Origin of the sequence: Polyangium sorediatum, from assembly GCF_029946465.1 — a bacterium.
Lineage (GTDB): Bacteria > Myxococcota_A > Polyangia > Polyangiales > Polyangiaceae > Polyangium > Polyangium fumosum.
This window is the reverse complement of record NZ_JARZHI010000026.1, coordinates 96703-117845: the sequence shown is the minus strand read 5'-3', so window position 1 is coordinate 117845 and position 21143 is coordinate 96703. Positions and strand designations below refer to the sequence as shown.

Annotated in this window: 1 protein-coding gene (running past one end of the window); it reads left to right on the top strand. The window is 70.2% G+C overall.

Features of this window, described 5'->3' with window-relative positions; genetic code table 11:
- Positions 1 to 37: 37 nt before the first annotated feature.
- Positions 38 to 21143 carry the 5' portion of a type I polyketide synthase gene (locus QHF89_RS26735; protein WP_136967724.1) on the top strand. It continues 2432 nt past the right edge of the window, so the window shows 21106 of its 23538 coding nt (coding positions 1–21106); it begins with the start codon at positions 38 to 40; its stop codon lies off the right edge, out of view.

Here is a 21143-nt window from a genome sequence, read left to right as displayed (position 1 = left end):
TGCATGCGGAATCCGTGTTCGATAGAGGAACGTGCGTATGAGTGAGCGTGAGCCGGAGGAGCTGTCCGACGCGATTGCCATCATCGGCATGGCCGGGAGGTTCCCGGGCGCGAGGAACGTCGACGAGCTCTGGAGGAATCTCCGGAACGGCGTGGAGTCCATCTCCTTCTTCTCGGAGGAGCAGCTTCAGGCGTCGGGGGTCGATCGCACGTTGATGCAGGATCCAAGTTATGTGCGGGCCGGCGCGATCCTGCAGGATGTCGATCGATACGATGCATCCTTTTTCGGGGTCAGCGCGCGCGAAGCGGCGACGATGGATCCGCAGCATCGCATCTTCATGGAGTGCGCATGGGAAGCGCTCGAGGGTGCCGGCTACGATCCTTTCGCGTACGAAGGCGCCATCGGGGTGTATGCCGGCGCCAGCGTGAGTACCTATTTGCTCTCGCATTTCCTGACGACCAGCGGATTCATTGCGAAGGGTGCTGTCGGCTTCCAGGAGATGATCGGCAATGACAAGGACTACCTGGCGACCCTGACCTCCTATCGATTGAACCTCCGGGGTCCGAGCATCAGCGTCCAGACCGCGTGCTCGACGTCCCTGGTGGCGGTCCATCTGGCATGCCAGAGCTTGCTGGATCGCGAATGCGATATGGCCCTGGCGGGCGGGATCACCGTTCGGCTCCCGCAGCACGCCGGATATCGATACGAGGAGGGGTTCATCCTCGCCCCCGACGGCCATTGCCGGACGTTCGACGCGAAGGCGCGGGGCACGATCGCGGGCAACGGCGCCGGTATCGTCCTCCTCAAGCGGCTGGACGACGCGATTGCCGACGGCGACATGATCCACGCCGTCATTCGTGGATCCGCGATCAACAACGACGGCTCGCTCAAGGTCGGTTACACCGCGCCGAGCGAAGTGGGCCAGGCGCAGGTGATCGCCGAGGCGCTCGGGCTCGCGGGGGTCGAGGCCCGGAGCATCCAGTACGTCGAGGCGCACGGGACGGGGACGCCGCTCGGGGATCCCATCGAGATCGCGGCGCTCAGTCGGGTGTTTCGCGCTGGCACTTCGGCGAAGCAGTTTTGCGCCATCGGATCGATCAAGAGCAACTTCGGGCACCTGGAGTCGGCAGCCGGTGTCGCGGGCCTGATCAAGACGGTCCTGGCCCTTCGCCACGGGGAGCTGCCGCCTAGCCTGAACTTCGAGACGCCCAATCCGGCGATCGATTTCGCGAACAGCCCCTTCTACGTCAATGCTGCGCTCAAGGAGTGGAAGCGTGGCGCGACCCCTCGCCGCGCGGGCGTGAGCTCGTTCGGCATCGGAGGCACCAACGCGCACGTGGTGGTGGAGGAGGCACCGATGGGCGCCGTGGCGGCGGCTCCTGTGGAGGTGTCGAGCCGGGTGTTGCCGCTGTCCGCGCGCAGCCCCGAAGCGCTCGCCGCGCTCGTCGACGCCTACCGAGGCTACCTGTCCGGAGAGTGCGCGGCGTCCCTTCAAGACATTGCGTATACGGCGAGTGTGCGGCGCAGGCATTTCGAGCACCGTCTTGCGGTGGTGGGAGGCTCACGGGAGGAGCTGCTCACGTCGCTGGCTGCGGTGGCGCGTGGCGAGGCGAGCCCGTGGGCGGCGCGTGGCGAGGCGAAGCCCGACGCGCGGCCGAAGGTGGTGTTCGTCTATTCCGGTCAGGGGTCGCAATGGGTGGGGATGGGCCGCCGGCTGCTGGAGGCGGAGCCCGTGTTCCGTGCGGCGCTCGAGCAGTGCGAGCCGCTGGTCAAAAAGCACGGGGGCTTCTCTGTGCTGGCGGCGCTGGAGGCGCCGGAAGAGAGCTCGCGGCTGCACGAGACCGAGGTGGTGCAGCCGGTGCTGTTCGCGCTCCAGGTTGGACTGACGGCGCTGTGGGGGTCGTGGGGCGTGGAGCCGGACGCGGTGCTTGGCCATAGCGTCGGCGAGGTAGCGGCGGCGCACGCGGCCGGGGCGCTGAGCCTCGACGAAGCGGTGCGTTTGGTGTGCATCCGTGGACGTGTGATGCAGGGTGCGACGGGGCTGGGGAAGATGGCTTCGGTGGCGCTCCCCGAGGAAGCTGCGCGTGCGGCCTTGGAGGGGATGGCGAGCCGGCTCGCGATTGCAGCGGTGAACGACCCGGGTTCTGTGGTGCTCGCGGGAGAGGCGTCAGCGCTCTCCGAGGTTTTGGAGCGCCTGCAAGGCCAGGGCGTAGATTGCCGGATGCTGCGGGTGAATTACGCATTTCACAGCCCGGTGATGGCGCCGTTCGAGGGTGCGCTGGTGCAGGAGCTTGGGCGCGTGGCGGTGGGGCGCGCGGCCCGGAGGATGTACAGCACCGTCACGGGCGAGCAGATCAAGGGTGAGGACCTCGGCGCCGGTTATTGGGGGAAAAACCTGCGGGAGCCTGTCCAGTTCGCGCAGGCGATCCGCTCTGCCGTACGAGATGGGGACCGCGTCTTCGTGGAGGTCGGCCCGCACCCGGTCCTGTCGAGCAACCTGGAGCAATGCCTCGCGGCGAGCGGGGAGAGCGGCCAGGTCGTGGGGTCGCTGCGGCGAGAGCGTGACGAGCAGCGGACGATGCTGCTATCGCTGGGAGCGCTGTACGCGGGAGGGTATCCCGTGGAATGGCAGCGGCATTATCCCGAGGGAGGGCAATGCGTGTTGCTGCCGACGTATCCGTGGCAGAGGCAGCGATACTGGATGGATGCTGGGCGTGGTACGCGGCGCGCGGAGGCGTCGGGACACCCGCTGCTCGGGGAGCGTTTGCCCGTCGCCGGTGCGGGAGCGGTATTCGATAGCTCGCTGGGTGTCCAAGCGACGCCGTATCTCGCGGATCACCAGATCTTCGAGCAAGCGGTAATGCCGGGGACAGCGTTCCTGGAGCTTGCGCACGCAGCGGCGGCAGCGCATGGGGGCCCGGGGCAGCACCGGGTGAAGGAGATGGTGCTGCAAACGCCGATGGTGCTGCCGGAGGCGGGGGAGCGGCGGGTGCAGGTGGTGCTGTCGGAGGGACCGGAGGGCCTGGGGGTGGCGATATACAGCCAGCCCGGGGCCGCGCTTGCAGGCGATCCGTGGACCGAGCACGCAATCGGGCGGGTACAGCCGTGCCTCGAGGAGGCGGAGCCTCCGGCGATCGATCTCGCGGCGGCGCGGAGGCGTTGTCGCACGGCGGTGGCGGTGGCGGAGCTTTACGCGCAGTGGCGCGCGGTGCGGCATGATTACGGCCCCGCTTTCCAGGGGATGGTGGATCTCTGGTGCGGCGAGAACGAAGCCGTCTCCCGGGTTTCACTGCCCGCGGAGGCCGGCGACGACGGCGAGGCGTACGGCGTGCACCCGGCGCTCCTCGATGCGGCGCTGCAAACGCTCGGCGTGGCGCTGCGTCTGGAGTCGGCCGAATATGTCTACATGCCCTTCGAGGTCGAGGGCTTCACCGTGTGGCATCCGGGGGCGACGGCCGCGTGGGTGAATGCCCGCACGGAGACCGTGCCGGGCGCGCACGGGGAGATCGTCTCGGGCGACATCACGGTGCTGGACGAGCGCGGCGGCGTGCTCGCCGAGATGACCGGCGTGCGCATGAAGCGCGCCGAGATTGCGACGCTGCACCGGGCGCATGGGAAGGCGCCGTCGGGCTGGCTCTATCGGCTGTCCTGGCAGGAGGTCACGTCGGCGAGCGTCACGCAGGCGCCGTCGGGCACGTGGCTCGTGCTGAGCGCGGGCTCGTCGCTGGAATCGGGGCTATCGGCGCAGCTCCAATCGGCCGGGGCGCGGTGTGTCACGGTGGCTCTGGGGGAAGGCGTCCGGCCTACGGCGGAGGGGCTAGGGGTTGCACTGGCGGAGATCAAAGCCGCGGGCGATCCATTGGAGGGCGTGGTGTGCCTGTGGGGGGCGCATCGGGCGGAGAAAGGGGCGACCGCAGGCTCGGCGGAGGCGCTCGCGACGGCCGGGCTCCTCGTGGCGCAGGCGCTCGTGGCGCGCGAGGCGGCGCGTGCACCGCGCCTCCTGTGGGTGACCGAGGGCGCGCAGGCCGTACGCGCGGGCGAGTCGGTGGCCATTTCCGAGGCGCCGCTTTGGGGGCTCGGGCGGGTGGTGATGCAGGAGCACCCGGAGCTCGGGTGCTCGCTGATTGACGTGGAGCCCGGCGCGGCGCATGCGCTCGATTCGCTGTGGCAGGAGATCAAGGCGACCGACGGGGAGAACCAGGTCGCATGGCGCGCAGGGAAGCGCCACGTGGCGCGGCTGATCAAGGCGGCGGCGGATCGCGGGCACGAGGTGGCGCGTCCCATGACGGACGCAGGGACGGTGCTGATCACAGGTGGGCTTGGCGCATTGGGGCTGCACGTTGCGAGGTGGCTCTGGGAGGAGCACCGCGTCGGGCATCTGTTGCTCGTGGGCCGGCGTGCGCCGGAGGGAGAGCGCCTGGCCGCGGTGGAGGCGCTGCGTGCGGCGGGTGCGCGTGTCACGGTCGCACAAGCGGACGTGTCCGATGCATCGGCGGTGCGGGCGCTGCTCGATGCGGTGCCGCCCGAGGTTCCGCTTCGCGGGGTGATCCACGCGGCGGGTGCTCTGGACGATGGCATTTTGATGCAGCAGAGCCCGGAGCGCTTCGAGCGAGTGCTCGCTCCGAAGGTGCGTGGCGCGTGGAACCTCCACGTCGAGACACGGACGCAGCCGGTCGAATTTTTCGTGCTCTTTTCGTCTGCGACGTCGGTGCTGGGCTCAGCGGGACAGAGCAACTACGCGGCAGCCAATGCGTTCCTGGACGCGCTTGCGGCGCAGCGGCGTGCCTCGGGGCAGCCGGGGCTCAGCGTGAACTGGGGAGCGTGGGCCGAGGGAGGCATGGCGGAGGCGCTGGACGAGGTGCAGCGTAGCCGGCTCGCGCGGCAGGGAATGGGTACGATATTGCCCAAGGAGGGCCTCCGGCTGCTGGAGCAAGCGTTGTCGCGTCCCGAGGCGCAGCTGTGCGTATTGCCGGTGGATCTGCGGGTGCTGCGGCAATCGTTTGCAGGCGCGGTGCCGCCGGTGTGGCGCGGTCTGGTCGGGCAGCGGGCAGGGCGAGCGCCCTCGGCGAAGGGGTGGGCCGCGTCCCTCCTCGGGCTTGCGCCGGAGGCGCGGCTCGGGGAGATGGCAGCATCGGTCCGTGCCGAGATTGCGAAGGTACTGGCGCTGGGAGCGCCGAGTGACGTGCCTTCGGAGCGCCCGCTGAGGGAGCTGGGGCTCGACTCGATGATGGCGGTGGAGCTGCGCAACGCGCTCGCCGCGCGTGTGGGCAGGACGCTGCCGGCGACGCTGGTGTTCGATCACCCGACGGTGGAGGCACTTGCGCGGTATCTGCTTGGGCAGCTCCAGCCGGCGGAGAGCAAAAGCGCAGCGGTGCCCGCAGCGGTGGCGGTGCCGGCGGAGGAGCCGATAGCGATCGTGGGTATCGGATGCCGATATCCAGGAGGCGTGAAGGATCTCGATAGCTTCTGGCGGTTGCTGGAAGAGGGCGTGGATGCGATCGGCGAGGTGCCCAAAGAGCGTTGGGACATTGAGGCGTACTACGATCCAGATCCTGACGCGCCGGGGAAGATGACGACGCGGTGGGGCGGGTTTCTCGACGGAGTGGATGGCTTCGACCCGGGGTTCTTCGAGATCTCGCCGCGGGAAGCAGCGAGCATAGATCCGCAGCAGAGGCTGCTGCTGGAGGTGAGCTGGGAGGCGCTGGAGCGAGCAGGGCAAACGCCGTCGCGGCTGCTGGGAAGCGACACGGGCGTGTACATGGGTATATGCAGCAACGAATACCAGACGATGGCGCTATCGCAGCCCGAGACGATAGATGCGTATTCGCTGCTGGGGACGGCGCATAGCACGACGGTAGGTCGCCTGTCGTACTGGCTTGGGCTCAAAGGGCCGAACGTGCCGGTGGACACGGCGTGCTCGTCGTCGCTGGTGGCAGTGCACCTGGCGTGTCAGGCGCTCCGCGCGGGTGAGTGCTCGATGGCGCTCGCCGGCGGCGTCAACCTGACCCTGTCCCCCGAGACCACGGTCTATTTCAGCAGAGTGCGGGCGATGTCGCCCACGGGTCGCTGTCGCACCTTCTCGGCGGACGCGGATGGTTATGTGCGCGGCGAGGGGTGCGGCGTCGTCGTGCTGAAGAGGCTCTCGGACGCGGAGCGGGACGGCGATCCGATCCTGGCGGTGCTCCGAGGCACGGCCGTCAATCAGGACGGGCGAAGCAATGGCTTGACGGCGCCCAATGGCCCCTCGCAGGAGGCGGTGATCCGCCGCGCGCTCCAGCAGGCGGGCGTGGCGCCCGCGGCGGTCGGGTACGTGGAGGCGCACGGGACGGGCACGCCGCTGGGCGACCCGATCGAGGTGCAGGCGCTCGGCGTGGTGCTGGGTGAGGGGAGGCCAGCGGATCAGCCCCTCGTGATCGGCTCCGTGAAGTCGAATATCGGCCACACGGAAGCCGCCGCGGGGGTGGCGGGGCTCATCAAGGCGGTGCTCGCGCTCGGGCAGCAATGCATCCCGAGGTCGCTCCATTTCGCAGCGCCGAACCCGCACGTCGCCTGGGAGCACCTGCCGCTCAGGGTCGCCGTCGAGGCGATGCCATGGCCCAGGAACGGGGCGCCGAGGATCGCGGCGGTGAGCTCGTTCGGCATCAGCGGGACCAACGCCCATGTGGTGCTGGAGGAGGCCCCTCGTGGTGCCACGCCGGCGCCCGAGCCCGCCGCGTCCACGGTCGTCCCCCTCTCGGCGAAGAGCCCCGAGGCGCTCGCGGCGCTGGCCGACGATTACGTGCATTTCCTGGACGGAGCAGGCACGGCAGCCCGCCTCGACGATATCGCCTACACGGCAAGCGTCCGGCGTGCCCACCATGCGCATCGGCTCGCGGTGGTGTGCCGGACCCGGGAGGAGTTCCGTGCGTCGCTCGAGGGCTTTGCGCGCGGCGAGGCCGGCGCGGGCGTGGTGCGGGGCGAGGTGAAGCCCGGGGATCGGCCAAAGCTCGTGTTCGTTTATCCCGGTCAGGGATCACAATGGCTCGGCATGGGGCGCGAGCTCTTCAAGCAAGAGCCGGTCTTCCGCGCCGCACTGGAGGCGTGCGACCACGCGATTGCACGGGAATCCGGGTTCTCGATCATCGAAGAGCTCCACGCCGAGGCGGCCCTCTCGCGGCTCGCGCAAATCGACGTCGTGCAGCCGACGCTGTTCGCCGTTGGAGTGGCCCTCTCGGCGCTCTGGCGATCGTGGGGCGTGGAGCCGGACGTGGTGGTGGGGCACAGCATGGGCGAGGTGGCCGCCGCGCACGTCGCCGGGGTGCTCTGCCTCGCGGACGCAGCGCAGATCATCTGCCGCCGCAGCCGACTTCTCCGCCGGGTGAGCGGCCACGGGGCGATGGCGCAGGTGGAGCTGTCGATCCGCGAGGCCGAGGAAGAGCTCCGCGGCTTCGAGGACAGGCTGTCCGTGGCCGTGAGCAACAGCCCGAGGTCGACGGTCCTGTCCGGCGATCCGGCGGCGCTGGAGGAGGTCATCGGCCGGCTCACGGAGCGCAACGTGTTCTGCCGGAGGGTGAAGGTGGACGTCGCCTCGCACAGCCCGCAAATGGACCCGCTGCGGGAAGAGCTGCTCACGGCGCTCTCGGACCTCACGCCGCGCGCCGCCGTGGTGCCGATGTGCTCGACCGTAACGGCCGGAATGGTGGACGGGGCGGAGCTCGGGCCGGCGTACTGGGTCGACAACCTGCGCGCGCCGGTGCTGTTCTCGCAGGTCACGCAGCGCTTGATCGGCGAGGGTCACACGCTGTTCGTCGAGGTGAGCCCTCACCCGGTCCTGCTGCCAGCCATCGAAGACGGATTGCAGGAAGGGGGGCGCGGCGGTGTCGCGCGCGCGTCGCTCCGGCGCGAGCAGGAGGAGCGAGGCGCCCTGCTATCGTCGCTCGGGGCGCTCCATGCCCATGGTTATCCGGTGAGCTGGGAGCGGCTCCATCCGGCGGGTGGGCAATGCTTGCCGCTTCCGACATACCCCTGGCAGCGAAACCGGTACTGGGTCGCGGCTGGGCGTGCGCTACGGGGAGCGACAGCGACAGGCCATCCGCTGCTGGGAGCTCGCGTGCCGATGGCGGGGGCTGGCGCGGTCTTCGAGGCGGTGCTGGGCATCGTGACGACGCCCTACCTCGCGGATCATCGCGTGCTTGGCCGCGTGGTGGTGCCGGCGGCGGCTGTGCTGGAGCTCGTGTACGCGGCGGCGCACGCAGGGGCGGAGCCCTCCCGGATCGAGGCGCTCGTACTGCACACACCGCTCCTGCTGCCGGAAACCGATGCGCGTCGCGTGCAAGTGGTGCTCTCGGAGGCGAGCGCGGAGGGCATGACGGCGAAGGTCTACAGCCAGCCGAGTGGCGCGTCGCCGGACGAGGGGTGGACAGCACATGCGTCGGGGCTCGTTCGGCGGCTGTCCGGCGGGGCTGCACGCGCGGCGGTGGATCTCTCCTCGGTGCGTGCGCGATGCTGCAATCCAGTCCCGGTGGCCGAGCTGTATGCGGCGTGGCGCGACGCGGGGCTCGTGTGCGGGCCGGTCTTCCAGGGGATCACAGAGCTCGGGCGGGGCGACGGCGAGGCTGTATCGCGGGCCGTCGTGCCGGCGGAGGTGAGCGCCGAGGCAGAAGCGCATGGCATGCACCCGGCGCTGCTCGATGCGGCACTCCAAACCCTGAGCGCGGCGCTGGGCCTCGGCGCTGGGGCTGGCGCCGACGTCTTCATGCCCTTCGAGGTGGGCGAATTCATTCTATGGCAGGAGGGGGCGGCGGCGGCCTGGGTGCACGCGCGGAGAACGAGCGCGGCGGGCGTGGACGCGGACCTTTTGTCGGGCGACGTCACGGTGATGGACGAGCGCGGCGAGGTGCTCGCGGAGCTCAACGGGGTGAGGCTCAAGCGCGCGGACGTCAACGCATCGAGGCGCACGGAGGAGGCGGCGTCGAAGGCCTCGCTGGTCGAGCTCACGTGGCAGGACGTGACACCGGCGAGCCCCGGGAAGGCGCCAGCGGGAGCGTGGCTCGTGCTCACGATGGGCTCTGCGCTTTCGGCGGGGCTCTCGGCGCGGCTCGAGGCGGCGGGAGCGCGCTGCGTCACCATGGCTCCCGGGGATCTCGGCGCCGCGCTCACCGCTATCGATGCGGCGGGCGCTCCGCTGGAAGGGGTCATCGGCCTGTGGGGGACGGGGCGCGCAGCGGAGCCCGTGGGCGCACCTGCGGATCGGGTCGAGGCGCTCGCTGGGGCGGGGCTCGCGCTCGTTCAAGCGCTTCTTTCGCGTAGGGCGCCGGATGCGCCTCGTCTGCTTTGGGTGACCGAGGGCGCACAGGCCGTGCGCGCGGGAGAGCCGGTTGCGATCGCCGAGGCGCCGCTCTGGGGGCTCGGGCGGGTGGTGATGCAGGAGCACCCGGAGCTCGGGTGCACGCTGATGGATGTGGAGCCCGGCGCGGCGGATGCGCTCGATTCGTTGTGGCAGGAGATCCAGGCGACCGATGGGGAGAGCCAGGTCGCGTGGCGCGCGGGCAGGCGCCATGCGGCGCGGCTCGTCCATGCTTCCGCGGAGCGCACGCGCGCGGAGGCCCTTTCCCTAACAAGAGACGGGACGGCGCTGATCACGGGCGGGCTTGGGGCCCTGGGGCTGCACGTGGCGAGGTGGCTTTGGGAGGAGCACCACGTCGGGCATATCCTGCTCGTGGGCCGGAGTGCGCCGGAGGGAGAGCGCCTGGCCGCGGTGGAGGCGCTGCGGGCCGCTGGCGCGCGTGTATCGGTGGCGCAGGTGGACGTATGCGACGCATCTGCGGTGCGGGCGCTGCTCGGCGCAATGCCGCCCGAACTACCCCTCCGCGGCGTGATCCATGCGGCGGCAGCCCTGGACGACGGTGTGCTGCGGGAGCAGACCGCGGCCCGCTTCGCGACGGTGCTGTCGCCGAAGGTGCGGGGCGCGTGGAACCTGCACGTGGAGACGCGCGCGCTGCCGCTCGATTTCTTCGTGATGTTTTCCTCGATGTCCTCGCTGCTGGGGCCCGCGGGGCACGGAGCCTATGCGTCGGCCAACGCGTTCCTCGACGCGCTCGCCGCCGAGCGGCGGGCCGAGGGGCTGCCTGCGCTGAGCTTGAGCTGGGGCATGTGGGCCGAAGGCGGCATGTTCGAGAAGCTCAACCAAGCCCAGCGCGCGCGCCTGACGCGGCAGGGCGCCGGCGCGATCCTTCCGGTCGAGGGGACCGCGCTCCTCGGGCAGGCTCTCTCGCGACCGGAGGCGCATCTTGGCGCCCTGCGGCTGGATCTGCGGTCCCTGCGGCAGACGCTCGGGGCCACCGTGCCGCCGCTCTGGCGAGCGCTCCTGCCGTCGCGGGCCGCGCGCCCCCTCATGCCGGTCTCGGCCGGCTGGATCGCACGCCTCGCCGCGCTCGCACCGGCGGCGCGCGTGGAGGAAATGGAGCGGGTCGTGCGGCTCGAGGTCGCGAAGGTGCTGTCCCTTCGATCTCCGGGCGAGCTGAGCATCCACCGCCCCTTCAAGGAGTTCGGGCTCGACTCCGTAATGGCGGTGGAGTTGCGCAATGCACTCGCGGCGCAAATGGGCAGCGTGCTGCCGGCGACGTTGGCGTTCGATTACCCGACCGTGGCAGCACTCGCCCGTCACCTGCTCGAGCAGATGAAGCTCGCTGCGGCTTCGAATGCAGGGGTGACCATGTCCGCGCCTGCGCAGGACGAGCCCATCGCGATCGTGGGCATCGGCTGCCGGTATCCCGGGGGCGTGCGCGATCCAGAGGGCTTCTGGCGGCTCCTCGACGAGGGCGTGGATGCGGTCCGGGAGGTGCCCGCAGATCGCTGGAACGTCGATGCCTATTACGATCCCAATCCGGACGCGCCAGGGAAGATGATGACCCGGTGGGGCGGCTTTCTGGACGAGGTGGATCGATTCGATCCGGGCTTCTTCGAGATCTCGCCGCGGGAAGCGGTCGGGATCGATCCCCAGCAGAGGCTGCTCCTGGAGGTGAGCTGGGAGGCGCTGGAGCGGGCCGGCCAGACGCCGGAGCGGCTCCTCGGCAGCGATACCGGCGTGTACATGGGGATCTGCAGCAACGAGTACCAGATGATGGCGCTCACCCGCCGTGCGGGCCTGGACAGCCATTCGCTGCTGGGGACTGCGCACAGCACGAGCGTGGGTCGCCTGTCGTATTGGCTCGGGCTCAAGGGGCCGAACATGCCGGTGGACACGGCGTGCTCGTCGTCGCTCGTGGCAGTGCACCTGGCGTGTCAGGCGCTCCGCGCTGGCGAGTGCTCGATGGCGCTCGCCGGTGGGGTGAACCTGATCCTGTCGCCCGAGTTCACCGTGTGCCTCAGCGGAATGCGGGCGCTGTCGCCGACGGGGCGTTGCCACACCTTCTCCGCCGACGCTGACGGCTTCGTGCGCAGCGAGGGTTGTGGCGTCCTGGTGCTGAAGCGGCTCGCGGACGCGCAGCGGGACGGCGACTCCATCCTGGCCGTGATTCGAGGGTCGGCCATCAACCAGGACGGGCGCAGCAATGGCTTGACGGCGCCCAACGGTCCCTCCCAGGAGGCGGTGGTCCGCCGGGCGCTCGCCCATGCGGGCGTATCGCCGTCGGACGTGGGTTATGTGGAGACGCATGGGACGGGGACCCCCCTCGGCGATCCGATCGAGGTGCAGGCGCTCGCGGCGGCGCTCGGCGAAGAGCGCCCTGTGGATCGTCCCGTCCTCATTGGTTCGGTGAAGACGAACCTCGGTCACACGGAGGGGGCCGCGGGCGTCGCGGGGCTCATCAAGGCGGTGCTCGCGCTCCAGCACGGCAAGATCCCCCGATCGCTGCACTTCTCGGCGCCGAATCCCCATATTCCCTGGGGATCCCTGCCGGTGAAGGTGGCCGCGGAGGCGACACCGTGGCAGAGGAACGGCGCGCCGCGAATCGCGGGCGTGAGCTCGTTCGGCTTCAGCGGCACCAATGCCCATGTGGTGCTCGCGGAGGCGCCCGCGCCGACGGTCGAGCGGACCGCGGTCGAATCGCTCACCCTTTTACCCCTGTCGGCGAAGAGCCCCGAGGCGCTCGCCTCCCTGGCCGAAGCATTCGGGAGCTTGGTGGAAGGGGGGACTTCGTCTCTTCACGATATCGCGTACACGGCGAGTGTCCGGCGCACCCATTTCGAGCACCGTCTTGCGGTGGTGGGAGGCTCGCGGGAGGAGCTGCTCACGTCGCTGGCTGCGGTGGCGCGCGGCGAGGCGAGCCCGTGGGCGGCGCGTGGGGAGGCGAAGCCCGACGCGCGGCCGAAGGTGGTGTTCGTCTATTCCGGTCAGGGGTCGCAATGGGTGGGGATGGGCCGCCGGCTGCTGGAGGCGGAGCCCGTGTTCCGTGCGGCGCTCGAGCGGTGCGAGCCGCTGGTCAATAAGCATGGTGGCTTCTCTGTGCTGGCGGCGCTGGAGGCGCCGGAAGAGAGCTCGCGGCTGCACGAGACCGAGGTGGTGCAGCCGGTGTTGTTCGCGCTCCAGGTTGGATTGACGGCGCTGTGGGGGTCGTGGGGCGTGGAGCCGGACGCGGTGCTTGGCCATAGCGTGGGGGAGGTAGCGGCGGCGCACGCGGCCGGGGCGCTGAGCCTCGAAGAAGCGGTGCGTTTGGTGTGCATCCGTGGACGTGTGATGCAGGGTGCGACGGGGCTGGGGAAGATGGCTTCGGTGGCGCTCCCCGAGGAAGCTGCGCGTGCGGCCTTGGAGGGGATGGCGAGCCGGCTCGCGATTGCAGCGATCAACGACCCGGGTTCTGTGGTGCTCGCCGGAGAGGAGTCAGCGCTCTCCGAGGTTTTGGAGCGTTTGCAGGGCCAGGGCGTAGATTGCCGGAAGCTGCGGGTGAATTACGCATTTCACAGCCCGCTGATGGCGCCGTTCGAGGGTGCGTTGGTGCAGGAGCTTGGGCGCGTGGCGGTGGGGCGCGCGGCCCGGAGGATGTACAGCACCGTCACGGGCGAGCAGATCAAGGGTGAGGACCTCGGCGCCGGTTATTGGGGGAAAAACCTGCGGGAGCCGGTCCAGTTTGCGCAGGCGATCCGCTCTGCCGTACGAGATGGGGACCGCGTCTTCGTGGAGGTCGGTCCGCACCCGGTCCTGTCGAGCAACCTGGAGCAATGCCTCGCGGCGAGCGGGGAGAGCGGCCGGGTCGTGGGGTCGCTGCGGCGAGAGCGTGACGAGCAGCGGACGATGCTGCTGTCGCTGGGAGCGCTGTACGCGGGAGGGTATCCCGTGGAATGGCAGCGGCATTATCCCGCGGGCGGGCAATGCGTGCTGCTGCCAACGTATCCGTGGCAGAGGCAGCGATATTGGATCGACGGCGGGCGTGGGACGCGGCGCGCGGAAGCGTCGGGACACCCGCTGCTCGGGGAGCGTTTGCCCGTCGCCGGCGCGGGAGCGGTATTCGATAGCTCGCTGGGTGTCCAGGCGACGCCGTATCTCTCGGATCACCGTATCTTCGAGCAAGCGGTGGTGCCGGGGACGGCGTTCCTGGAGCTTGCGCACGCAGCGGCGGCAGCGCATGGGGGCCCGGGGCAGCACCGGGTGAAGGAGATGGTGCTGCAAACGCCGATGGTGCTCCCGGAGGCGGGGGAGCGGCGGGTGCAGGTGGTGCTGTCGGACGGGCCGGAGGGCCTGGGGGTGGCGATCTACAGCCAGCCCGGGGCCGCGCTTGCAGGCGATCCGTGGACCGAGCACGTGACGGGGCGGGTACAGCCGTGCCTCGAGGAGGCGGAGCCTCCGGCGATCGATCTCGCGGCGGCGCGCGCGCGGTGCCGTGAGAAGCAGGCCACGGAGCAGCTTTACGCGAAATGGCGGGAGGCGGGGCTCGCTTATGGTCCCGCTTTCCAGGGGATCGTGGATCTCTGGTGCGGCGAGGGCGAGGCCATCTCCCGGCTCGTGTTGCCCGCGGAGGCCGGCGACGACGCGGACGCCTATGGAATCCACCCGGCGCTCCTCGATGCGGCGCTGCAAACCCTGGGCGCAGCGATGGGCGCCCTGGCCGATGGGTTGGTGTACCTGCCGTTCGAGATCGGGGGATCCACCGTCTGGCGACCCGGAGCGACCGCGGCGTGGGTGTACGCGCGGCCGACCCCCGGGCGGAGCGCCGGTGCCGAGTTCCTGTCGGGTGACGTCGTGGTGTTGGACGAGCGCGGCGAGGTGCTGGCGGAGGTGACCGGCGTGCGGCTGAAGCGCGCCGAGGCCGCAGCGCTGCGCCACGCGGAGGGCGGCGCGCCGTCGGGTTGGTTGTATTCGCTGGCCTGGCAAGAGGTGAAGGCGCCCGACGATACGGGACTGTCGGCGGGCACGTGGCTCGTGCTGACGGCGGGCTCTGCCCTGGGAGACGCGCTGACGGCGAGCCTCCGGGCGACGGGCGCGCATTGCGTCGCCGTCTCCTTGGGCGCAGACATCACGACGAGCGCGGCGGAGGCGCTTGGTCCTGCGCTCGACGCGTCAGGCTCTGCATTGCAAGGTGTCGTGTGCCTCTTTGGCGCAGAGCGGACGCTCGCGGACGCGACAGCGGACCGGGTCTCCGCGCTCACGGCGGCGGCGCTGACGCTGGTGCAGGCGCTCGGGACGCGCAGGGCAGCGAGCGCGCCGCGGCTCTTTTGGGTGACCGAGGGCGCGCAGGCCGTGCACGCGAGCGAGGCGGTGGCGGTGGCCGAGGCGCCGCTCTGGGGACTTGGCCGTGCGGTGATGCTGGAGCACCCGGAGCTCGGGTGCACGCTGATTGACCTGGAACCTGGGGCGCCGGATGCCCTTGGCTCCCTGCGGCGGGAACTCGGTGCTGCGGACGGAGAGTCCCAGGTAGCCTATCGCGGAGGCAAACGTCACGCGGCGCGACTGATCAAGACGCCGACGCGTGCGGGCCTTGGGGTCCCCGACGCGACATCCTATCGCCTCGAGACGGCGGCGCGAGGCCTCCTCGACAAGCTCTGCCTGGTCGCGGCGGAGCGGCAAGCCCCTGGCGCGGGTGAGGTCGAGATCCGGGTGACGGCCTCGGGGCTCAATTTCCGCGACGTGATGAATGCGCTGGGGATGTATCCGGGCGAGGCCGGGCACCTCGGCGGCGAGTGCGCAGGAATCGTCACGGCCGTGGGGGAAGGCGTCTCGCATCTCGCAGCAGGCGACGCCGTGATGGCGCTGGCACCGCGGGCCTTCAGCCGGTTCGTGACGGTGGACGCGCGCCTCGTGGCCCGGCAGCCGCAGGGTCTCTCGGCCGAGCAGGCCGCGACGGTGCCCATTGCTTTCCTGACGGCCCTGTATGCGTTGCACGACCTGGGGGGGCTGCGGGCCGGCGAGCGGGTGCTGATCCACGCCGCCGCGGGGGGCGTGGGCATGGCGGCCGTGCAGGTCGCCGCGTGGGCGGGCGCCGAGGTGCTGGCCACGGCGAGCCCGTCGAAATGGGACGTCGTCCGGGCGATGGGCGTGCGGCACGTCCAGAGCTCCCGAACGCGCTCGTTTGCCGAGGCGTTCCGGGCGGTGACCGGGGGCGCCGGCGTGGACATCGTGCTCAATGCCCTGACGGGTGAGCTGGTGGACGCCGGGATGGAGCTGCTCGCGTCCGGGGGACGGTTCCTCGAAATGGGCAAGACCGATCTCCGCTCGCCATCGGCGGTGGCGGCGGTCCATCCGGGCATCCTCTATCGAGCGTTCGACTTGCTCGAGGCCGCTCCAGCGCGGATCCAGGAGCTCTTCGGGACGATCCTGGAGGGCTTTGCCGCCGGCCACCTGCGCCCGCTCCCGGTGCGCTCGTTCGCGATCACCGACGCCGAGGCCGCATTCCGGCTCATGGCCCAGGCCCGGCATATCGGCAAAATCGCCCTGCTCCCTGTCGGCGAGGCCGTGGCGTCGCCCATCGTTGCGGAAGGGACGGTGCTGATCACAGGTGGGCTTGGCGCATTGGGGCTGCACGTTGCGAGGTGGCTCTGGGAGGAGCACCGCGTCGGGCATCTGTTGCTCGTGGGCCGGCGTGCGCCGGAGGGAGAGCGCCTGGCCGCGGTGGAGGCGCTGCGTGCGGCGGGTGCGCGGATCACGGTCGCACAAGCGGACGTGTCCGATGCCTCGGCGGTCCGTGCGCTGCTCGACGCGGTGCCGCCCGAGGTTCCGCTGCGCGGGGTGATCCACGCGGCGGGTGCTCTGGACGATGGCATTTTGACGCAGCAGAGCCCGGAGCGCTTCGAGCGAGTGCTCGCTCCGAAGGTGCGTGGCGCGTGGAACCTCCACGTCGAGACGCGGACGCTCCCGCTTGATTTCTTCGTGCTCTTTTCGTCGGCGACGTCGGTGCTGGGCTCAGCGGGACAGAGCAACTACGCGGCAGCGAATGCGTTCCTGGACGGGCTTGCGGCGCAGCGGCGTGCCTCTGGGCAGCCGGGGCTCAGCGTGAACTGGGGAGCGTGGGCCGAGGGAGGCATGGCGGAGGCGCTGGACGAGGTGCAGCGTAGCCGGCTCGCGCGGCAGGGAATGGGTACGATATTGCCCAAGGAGGGCCTCCGGCTGCTGGAGCAAGCGTTGTCGCGTCCCGAGGCGCAGCTGTGCGTATTGCCGGTGGATCTGCGGGTGCTGCGGCAATCGTTTGCAGGCGTGGTGCCGCCGGTGTGGCGCGGTCTGGTCGGGCAGCGGTCAGGGCGAGCGCCCGCGGCGAAGGGGTGGGCCGCGTCGCTCCTCGGGCTGGCGCCGGAGGCGCGGCTGGACGAGATGGCAGCGTCTGTCCGTGCCGAAATCGCGAAGGTGCTGGCGCTGGGAGCGGCCAGTGACGTGCCCTCGGAGCGCCCATTGAGGGAGCTGGGGCTCGACTCGATGATGGCGGTGGAGCTGCGCAACGCGCTCGCCGCGCGTGTGGGCAGGACGCTGCCGGCGACGCTGGTATTCGATCACCCGACGGTGGAGGCACTGGCGCGGTATCTGCTGGGGCAGCTCCAGCCGGCGGAGAGCAAAAGCGCAGCGGCGCCCGCAGCAGTGGCGGTGTCGACGGAGGAGCCGATCGCGATCGTGGGTATCGGATGCCGATATCCAGGAGGTGTGAAGGATCTCGATAGCTTCTGGCGCTTGCTGGACGAGGGCGTGGATGCGATCGGCGAGGTGCCTAAAGAGCGTTGGGACATCGAAGCGTATTACGATCCCGATCCTGACGCGCCGGGGAAGATGACGACGCGGTGGGGCGGGTTTCTCGACGGAGTGGATGGCTTCGACCCGGGGTTCTTCGAGATCTCGCCGCGGGAAGCAGCGAGCATAGATCCGCAGCAGAGGCTGCTGCTGGAGGTGAGCTGGGAGGCGCTGGAGCGAGCAGGGCAAACGCCGTCGCGGCTGCTGGGAAGCGACACGGGCGTGTACATGGGTATATGCAGCAACGAATACCAGACGATGGCGCTATCGCAGCCCGAGACGATAGATGCGTATTCGCTGCTGGGGACGGCGCATAGCACGACGGTAGGTCGCCTGTCGTACTGGCTTGGGCTCAAAGGGCCGAACGTGCCGGTGGACACGGCGTGCTCGTCGTCGCTCGTGGCAGTGCACCTGGCGTGTCAGGCGCTCCGCGCTGGTGAGTGCTCGATGGCGCTCGCTGGTGGCGTCAACCTCATGCTCTCGCCCGTCGCCACGGTGTACTTCAGCAAGGTACGGGCGGTGTCGCCCACGGGGCGTTGCCATACCTTCTCGGCGGACGCGGATGGTTATGTGCGCGGCGAGGGGTGCGGCATCGTCGTGCTGAAGAGGCTCTCGGACGCGGAGCGGGACGGCGATCCGATCCTGGCGGTGCTCCGAGGTACGGCCGTCAATCAGGACGGGCGAAGCAATGGCTTGACGGCCCCCAATGGCCCCTCGCAGGAGGCGGTGATTCGTCGCGCGTTGCAGCAGGCGGGCGTGGCGCCTGCGGCGGTCGGGTACGTGGAGGCGCACGGGACGGGCACGCCGCTGGGCGACCCGATCGAGGTGCAGGCGCTCGGCGCGGTGCTGGGTGAGGGGAGGCCGGCGGATCAACCCGTCGTGATCGGCTCCGTGAAGTCGAACTTCGGCCACGCCGAGGCCGCCGCGGGGGTGGCGGGGCTCATCAAGGCGGTGCTCGCGCTCCGCCACGATCGTATCCCGCGGTCGCTGCATTACACGGGGCCGAACCCCCACATTCCGTGGGCCGAGCTCCCGGTGAAGGTGGCCAGCGAATCCCTGCCGTGGCCCAGGAACGGCGCGTCACGCATTGCAGGGGTGAGCTCGTTCGGGCTCAGCGGGACCAATGCGCACGTGGTGGTGGCGGAGGCGCCCGCGCCGCGGACGATCGTATCTGCCCCCTCCGAGGGGCCGAGCGTCCTGCTGCTCTCGGCGAAGACCTCGGAGGCGCTGGCCGCCCAGGCCGGCGCATGTGCGAGCTTCCTGTCTGGAGAGCTGACGGCGGGTCTCGACGATATCGCCTACACGGCGAGCGTCCGCCGAGCCCACCACACGCACCGGCTCGCGGTGGTGGGCCGGGGGCGGGACGATCTCCGTACAGCATTGGAAGCTTTTGCGCGTGGGGAGCGCGCCGCTGGGCTCGTACGGGGCGAGGCGCGGTCGGGCGCACGACCGAAGCTCGTCTTCGTGTATCCCGGCCAAGGCGCGCAATGGCTCGGCATGGGACGCGAGCTCTTCAGGGAAGAGCCAGTCTTCCGCGCCGCTGTGGAGGCGTGTGATCGCGCCATCGCGCAAGAGTCAGGCGTCTCGGTCATCGAAGAGCTGCACGCGGCCGCAGATCGCTCTCGGCTCGCGGAAATCGACGTCGTCCAGCCGGTCCTGTTCTCGATGTCGGTCGCGCTGTCGGCACTATGGCGCGCGTGGGGGGTCGAGCCCGACGCGGTCGTGGGCCATAGCATGGGCGAGATCGCTGCGGCGCACGTCGCGGGTGCGATGTCCCTGGAGAGCGCGGCGAGCGTCGTGTGCCGCCGGAGTCGGCTCCTCAAGAAGCTCATCGGCCGCGGGGCCATGGCGCTCGTGGAGATGACCGTTTCCGAGGCCGCGCAGGCAATCTCGCCGTATGACGGCCGGATCTCGATCGGCGGCAGCAACAGCGCGCGGGCCACCGTGCTCTCGGGTGAAATCGCCGCGCTCGAAGAGCTGATGGAGCGCTTGCGCGGCCAAGAGGTTTTCTGCCGGATGGTGAAGGGCACTGTCCCTTCGCATGGCCCCCGGGTGGATTTCCTTCTGCCGGAGCTCCGTGACGTCCTCCGTGGGGTCGAGGCCCAGGCCGGCGCGGTTCCGATCTATTCGACGGTCACCGGCGATGTAAACGACGGCGCGATGTACGGCGTCGATTACTGGCTGCGTAACCTTCGCGAACCGGTGCTCTTCGCGCAGGCCGTGGAGCGCCTGCTCGCGGACGGTCATGCGCTGTTCGTCGAGATGAGCCCACATCCGATCCTCACGCCCGCGATCGAGGAGACCATGCGTCGCGGCGAACGCGGAGGGGTGGCGCTGCCGTCCCTGCGCAGGGAGCAGGACGAGAAGCGGGAACTGCTCCTGTCGCTGGGCGCGCTCCACGCAAACGGCCACGCCGTGGAGTGGGAGCGGTTTTACCCCTCGGCGGGGCAGTGCATCCCCCTGCCGACGTATCCATTCCAGCGAGAGCGCTACTGGCTGGAGGAGGCGGCGGTCGCCGCGCCGCGTGCATCACGCGCCGGCGCGGGCCATCCGCTGCTCGGCACGTCCTTCACGGTCGTCACCCAGCCCGGCGCGCGCTTCTGGGAGCGGACGCTCGGCATCGAATCGAGCTCGTACCTCACCGATCATCGGGTGGAGGACGAGGTGGTACTGCCGGGCGCGGCTTACGTGGAAATGGCGCTCGCCGCAGCAGCCGAGGTTCATGGCGAGGGCGCGCACGCCGTAGAGGAAATTTCTTTCGAGCGGATGCTGACCTTGCCCCAGGGGAGCGCCCGGACGGTGCAAGCGGTGCTCACGGAGCAGGGGCCTGGCCGTGCTTCGTTCCAGGTGTCGAGCCGTGACGCGTCGGACACGGCGTGGGTGCGGCATGCGACGGCGAGCCTCCGCGTGGGCGAGCGCGTGCCAGACAAGGCCTCGGTGCACGAACTCCCCAGCGCGATCCAGGCCCGCTGCCCGGCGCTCGTCTCCGCGGCGGACCATTACCAGCGGATGGCTGGGCACAGGATTGGTTATGGCCCCGAATTCCAGGGCGTCGAACAGCTCTGGATCGGGCCGGACGAGGTGCTCGGCCGCGTGCGCCTGCCGGACGCGTCCACGCGGGAGGCCGCCTCGTACCGGATTCACCCTGCATTGCTCGACGCCTGCTTTCAGGTGGTGAGCGGGCTGTCTCCGGTCCGGGACGGCACGACGGGCGAAGCGGCGCCGTATGTGCCGATAGGGCTCGCGCGAGCGAGCCTCGCGCGCCGGCCTGGGCGCGAGATGTGGGTGCACGCGCGCCGCCGCGACGGTGAAGGCGGCCCCGAGGGCGTTTTCAGCGGCGACATCGTCCTCTTCGACGACGACGGGCAGGTCTTCGGAGAGGCCAGCGGGCTTCGTGTCCAGCCGCTCTCGCCGAGCGCGCTCGGGCGCAAGGCTCCTCAAGAGAAATGGCTGTACGCGCTTGCGTGGCAAAGAAAAGACCACGGTGTCGCCCCCCCCTCGCCGCGCACCGAGCCATTGCCCGGGGCCTACCTGCTGTGGATGGACCGACGCGGAACCGGTGCGGCGTTGTCCGCGCTTCTCGCGGACCTGGGCGAGCGTTGCATTCAGGTGATCGCGGGGGAGCGATGCGCCCGCGTACGCGAGGGGCTCTACGAGGTCGACCCCTCGGACCCCGAGGGGTATCGGTTCGTGCTGCGCGACGCGTTCAGCAAGGAGCAGCCTTGCCGTGGGGTCATTCATCTGTGGAGCCTGGACGCAGCAGAGGTCGGCGCGACGAGCGCCGAGACGCTCGAGAAGGACCAGCGCCTCGGGATCGTGAGCGCGCTGCACCTCGCGCAGGCGGTCCTGCGCGCTGCGTGGCGCGATCTGCCGCGGCTCTTGTTGGTGACGCGCGGAGCTCAGGCGGTCGGGGCGGAGGCCGAGGTGGCGATTGCGCAGGCGCCGGTGTGGGGATTCGGCCGTACGCTGGCGCTCGAGCATCCGGAGATGGAATGCACGCGCCTGGATTTGAGCCCGC